Origin of the sequence: Phenylobacterium sp. (assembly GCF_016793285.1) — a bacterium.
Lineage (GTDB): Bacteria > Pseudomonadota > Alphaproteobacteria > Caulobacterales > Caulobacteraceae > Phenylobacterium.
Window position 1 is genome coordinate 1 of record NZ_JAEUMO010000271.1, and the last position, 3,974, is coordinate 3,974.

5 protein-coding genes are annotated in these 3,974 nt (G+C 70.2%); all 5 read right to left on the reverse strand.

Translation table 11 applies throughout. The features are described 5' to 3' along the window. Positions 1-425: hypothetical protein (locus tag JNL41_RS22500; RefSeq protein ID WP_293478523.1), on the reverse strand; the 425-nt coding region annotated here is incomplete at its 3' end. 45 nt (positions 426-470) lie between these two features. Further along, the gene (locus tag JNL41_RS22505; RefSeq protein WP_293478524.1) at positions 471-1,001 is read right to left on the reverse strand and encodes a dTDP-4-dehydrorhamnose 3,5-epimerase family protein; all 531 of its coding nucleotides are present in this window, start codon (positions 999-1,001) and stop codon (positions 471-473) included. Further along, positions 998-2,239, reverse strand: a complete 1,242-nt coding sequence (locus tag JNL41_RS22510; RefSeq protein ID WP_293478525.1) for a class I SAM-dependent methyltransferase — start codon at positions 2,237-2,239, stop codon at positions 998-1,000. Before JNL41_RS22510 ends, JNL41_RS22505 begins: the two co-directional genes overlap by 4 nt. A gap of 8 nt (positions 2,240-2,247) precedes the next feature. Continuing rightward, positions 2,248-3,321, reverse strand: a complete 1,074-nt coding sequence (gene rfbG / locus JNL41_RS22515) for a CDP-glucose 4,6-dehydratase (protein ID WP_293478526.1) — start codon at positions 3,319-3,321, stop codon at positions 2,248-2,250. Then, positions 3,309-3,974: glucose-1-phosphate cytidylyltransferase (gene rfbF / locus JNL41_RS22520; protein WP_293478527.1), on the reverse strand; the 666-nt coding region annotated here is incomplete at its 5' end. The genes rfbG and rfbF, both read right to left, overlap by 13 nt.

Here is a 3,974-nt window from a genome sequence, read left to right on the forward strand (position 1 = left end):
GGCTCGAAGGCGTGGACGACGCCGCCGTTCCCGGCGATCTCGCGGGCGATCAGCACGGCGTGGTCGCCGAAGTAGGCGCCGCCGATGACGACGTTCTTCGCGCCCCTGGCCAGATCGACCAGGATGCGGCTGGTCATCGGCTCCCACGCGTGGTCGGGCGCCTCGGGCTCGGACATGACGAAGTCGCGGGCGATCTTGGAGCGGTAGAGGAACTCGAACGTCACGCCGCTGGAGAGCGTCTTCCGCACCACCTGGTCGTCGTCGTAGAGCGCATCGACCAGCGGGCCGGTCAGGGTCTCGCGCACGTCGACGCCGGGCGCGTCGATCGCGTGCTCGAAGGCGATGAGCTGGCGGATGAAGGCGGCGCGCCAGTCGGCCTTGCCGCCGATCAGGGCGAGGGCTTCGAGCGCCTTGTCGTTAGCCATGGAATCTACGTCTTTCGGTTGGTCGGTTCTCTAGCAGACAACGCTTCAGCCCCGGTAGTCGGGGTAGCGGGCGTCGCGCTCGGAGATCAGTTGCGGCGTGTGCGGCCAGGCGATGGCGAAGGCCGGGTCGTCCCAGCGGACCCCAGCGTCGTGGCCGGCGCTGTAGGTGGGCGCGATCTGGTAGAGCACGTCGGTGTCGGCCTCCAGCGTCAGGAAGCCGTGGGCGACGCCCTCCGGGATGAACAGCGCCATCAGGTTGTCGGCCGACAGCTCCTCGGCGATCCACTGGCGGTGGGTCGGGCTCCCGGGCCGCAGGTCGACCGCCACGTCGAACGCCCGGCCGCGGGTGACGCGCACCAGCTTGGTCTCGGCGTAGGGCGGAGCCTGATAGTGCATGCCCCGCAGCGTGAGGGCGTGCGGGTTGCAGGAGAGGCTGGTCTGGGCCGGCTCGAACGCGACGCCCGCCGCGGCGAATTCGTCGGGGCAGTGCAGGCGCGCGAAGGCGCCGCGCGCGTCGCGATGCGGCTCGGCGGCGACGCGGAACACGCCCGCCAGCCTGGTGCGCGAGAACTTCAACCTTCAAGCACCCTGGTCTCGGGCGAGGCCACGACGAAGCGGCCGCCCCAGTCGGCGATGAAGGCGAGCTGCCGGGTGATCTCGTCCTTCAGGTTCCAGGGCAGGATCAGGATGTAGTCGGGGCGCGTCACCTTCACCGCCTCGGGGCTGCGGACCGGGACATGGCTGCCCGGCAGGTAGCGGTCCTGCTTGGCGGGGTTCATGTCGTAGGCCTCGACGATGTCGTCGCGGGTCACGCCGCAGTAGTTCAGGAAGGTGTTGCCCTTGGCCGCGGCGCCGTAGGCGGCGATCGCCTTGCCGTCGTCCCGGGCGTCCTTGACGAACCGCAGGAAACTGTCGCGCACGGCTTCGACGCGGGCCGTGTAGCCCTCGTAGGTCTCGATGCGGTCGAGGCCCGCCGCAGACTCGGTCGCCCGGAGCGCCCGAAGCGCCTCGGTTTCCTCGTATCCCGCCGCCCCATGGCAGCAGAAGAGCCGCAGCGAGCCGCCGTGGGTGGTCAACAGTTCAACGTCGAAAGGTCTCAGGCCATGGGCGTTCAGGACCTGCTCCACGGCGACCAGCGACAGGTACGAATAGTGCTCGTGGTAGATCGTGTCGAACTGCACCTTCTCGATCAGGTTCAGCAGGTGCGGGAACTCGAAGGTCAGCACGCCTTGCGGCTTCAGCACGAGGGGGAAGCCGGCCACGAACGCGTTCAGGTCGGGCACGTGGGCCAGCACGTTGTTGGCCGCCATCAGGTCGGCGCGGTCGCCGCGGACCGCGAGCGTCCGGCCGGTTTCGGCGTTGAAGAAGGTCACGTCCGTCCGCACGCCGATGGCGCGGGCGGCCTCGGCGGTGTTGGCCGTGGGCTCGATGCCCAGCACCGGGATGTCCTTCGCCAGGAAGTGCTTCAGCAGATAGCCGTCGTTGCTGGCCACCTCGACGACGAGGGACTCCGGCCCCAGCCCGAAGCGCTCGGTCATCGCCTCGGCGTAGCGCCGCGCGTGCTCCACCCAGCCCGGCGAGAACGACGAGAAATAGGCGTAGCCGGCGTCGAAGATCGCCTCGGCCGGCACGTCATGGTCGGCCTGCACCAGGAAGCAGCGATCGCAGACGCGGGTGTGCAGCGGGAAGACCGGCTCGTTCCCCGCCGCCAGTTGCTCGGGCGTGAGGTAGCTGTTGGCCAGCGGCTGCAGGCCCAGGTCCAGGAAGGTGCGCGTCAGCGGCGCGCGGCAGAAGCGGCAGGTGGGGGTCGACATTCCGGATCTCAGTTCGCGAGGGCTTCGTAGCCCTCGATCTGCTCGACGCACAAGCCGAGCGGCGACTCGCCGGCCGCCTCGCGGGCGTACCAGTCCATGGTCAGCGCCACGGCCTGCGGCGCGTCGAGGCGGCTCTCGAAGCCCAGCGTGCGCCGGGCGAGGCCGGCGTCGATGGCCAGCGCCTTGGCCTCCAGCGACGTAGGGTCGGGCTGGTGGATCCACGGCTTGCCGCCGAGCGCCTCGACGCCCAGCGTCGCGAGTTCGCCGACCGTGACCTCCGGGCCGCCGGGCCGCGGGCCGAAGTTCATGGCGCGGGGCGCGTCGGGCCGGGTGGCCAGCGCCTCGATCAGGGTGAAGTAGCCGGCGAGGCAGTCCAGCACATGCTGCCACGGCCGTGTCGCCTCGGGATGGCGCAGGACCACGGCCTCCCCACCCCGCGCGGCGCGCACGATGTCGGCCACCAGCCGGTCGCGCGAGAAGTCGCCGCCGCCGATCACGTTGCCGCCCCGGGCCGAGCCCACCGGGACGGTCGGGAAGTAGCTCCTGGCGAAGCTCTGCACGACGATCTCGGCCGCCGCCTTGGACGCCGAGTACGGGTCCTTGCCGCCCAGGTTGTCGCCCTCGACGAAGGCGCGGCCGGAATCGTTGTTGGCGTAGACCTTGTCCGAGGTGATCACGAGCGCGGCCTCGAGGCCCGCCTGCCCGCGCAGCGCCTGCAGCAGGTTCGCCGTGCCCATGACGTTGGTGGCGAACGTCCCGATCGGGTCCTCCACGGAGGTCCGGACGATCGCCTGCGCGGCCATGTGCAGCACGATGTCGAACTCGCGGCCGGCCAGGGCCGCGTGGAGCGCCCTGGGCGTGCGGATGTCGGCGAGGTGCGACTCGACCAGCGCGCCCACGCCCGCGAGGTCGAACAGGTTCGGCTTCTGGTCGGGCTTGAGCGCCACGCCTGTGACCTCGGCGCCCAGACGCGTCAGCCAGATCGCGGCCCACGCGCCCTTGAAGCCCGTGTGGCCGGTCAGCAGGACGCGCTTGCCGGTCCAGAAGCCGGCGTTCGGCGCCGCCCCCTTCACCGCCGCCATGGCGCCTCGCCGGAGGCCCAGAGGGCTTCGAGGATGTTCTTGTCGCGCAGCGTGTCCATGGCGGCCCAGAAGCCGTCGTGGCGGTACGACATCAGCTCGCCGTCGGCGGCCAGGCCCTCCAGCGGCTCGCGCTCCCAGATGGTGGGGTCGCCGTCGATGCGGTCGATGACCGACGGGTTCAGCACGAAGAAGCCGCCGTTGATCAGGCCCTGGTCGCCCGGCGGCTTCTCGACGAAGCGGTCGACGCGGCCGTCGTTGATCTCCAGCGCGCCGAAGCGGCCGGGCGGGGCGACGGCGGTGATGGTGGCTTCCTTGCCGTGGCGCCTGTGGAACTCGGCCAGCGCCTTCAGGTCGACGTCGGACACGCCGTCGCCGTAGGTCATGAAGAAGGGCGTGTTGGCCGGCAGGTACTTCGCCACGCGCTTCAGCCGGCCGCCCGTCATGGTCTCGGCGCCGGTGTCGACGAGGGTCACCTTCCAGGGCTCGTGCTTGGTGGCGTGGTACTCGACGTCGCCCGACTTCAGGTCGACGGTCAGGTCGGAATTGTGCAGCACGTAGTTGGCGAAATACTCCTTCACCACATAGCCGCGGTAGCCCAGGCAGACGACGAAGTCGTTGAAGCCGTAGGACGAATACAGCTTCATGATGTGCCA

What these genes read in the sequence shown, in the direction of transcription:
- JNL41_RS22510 (WP_293478525.1), bottom strand. Translation starts at nt 2,239, where the DNA reads ATGTCGACCCCCACCTGCCGCTTCTGCCGCGCGCCGCTGACGCGCACC.
- rfbG (WP_293478526.1), bottom strand. Translation starts at nt 3,321, where the DNA reads ATGGCGGCGGTGAAGGGGGCGGCGCCGAACGCCGGCTTCTGGACCGGC.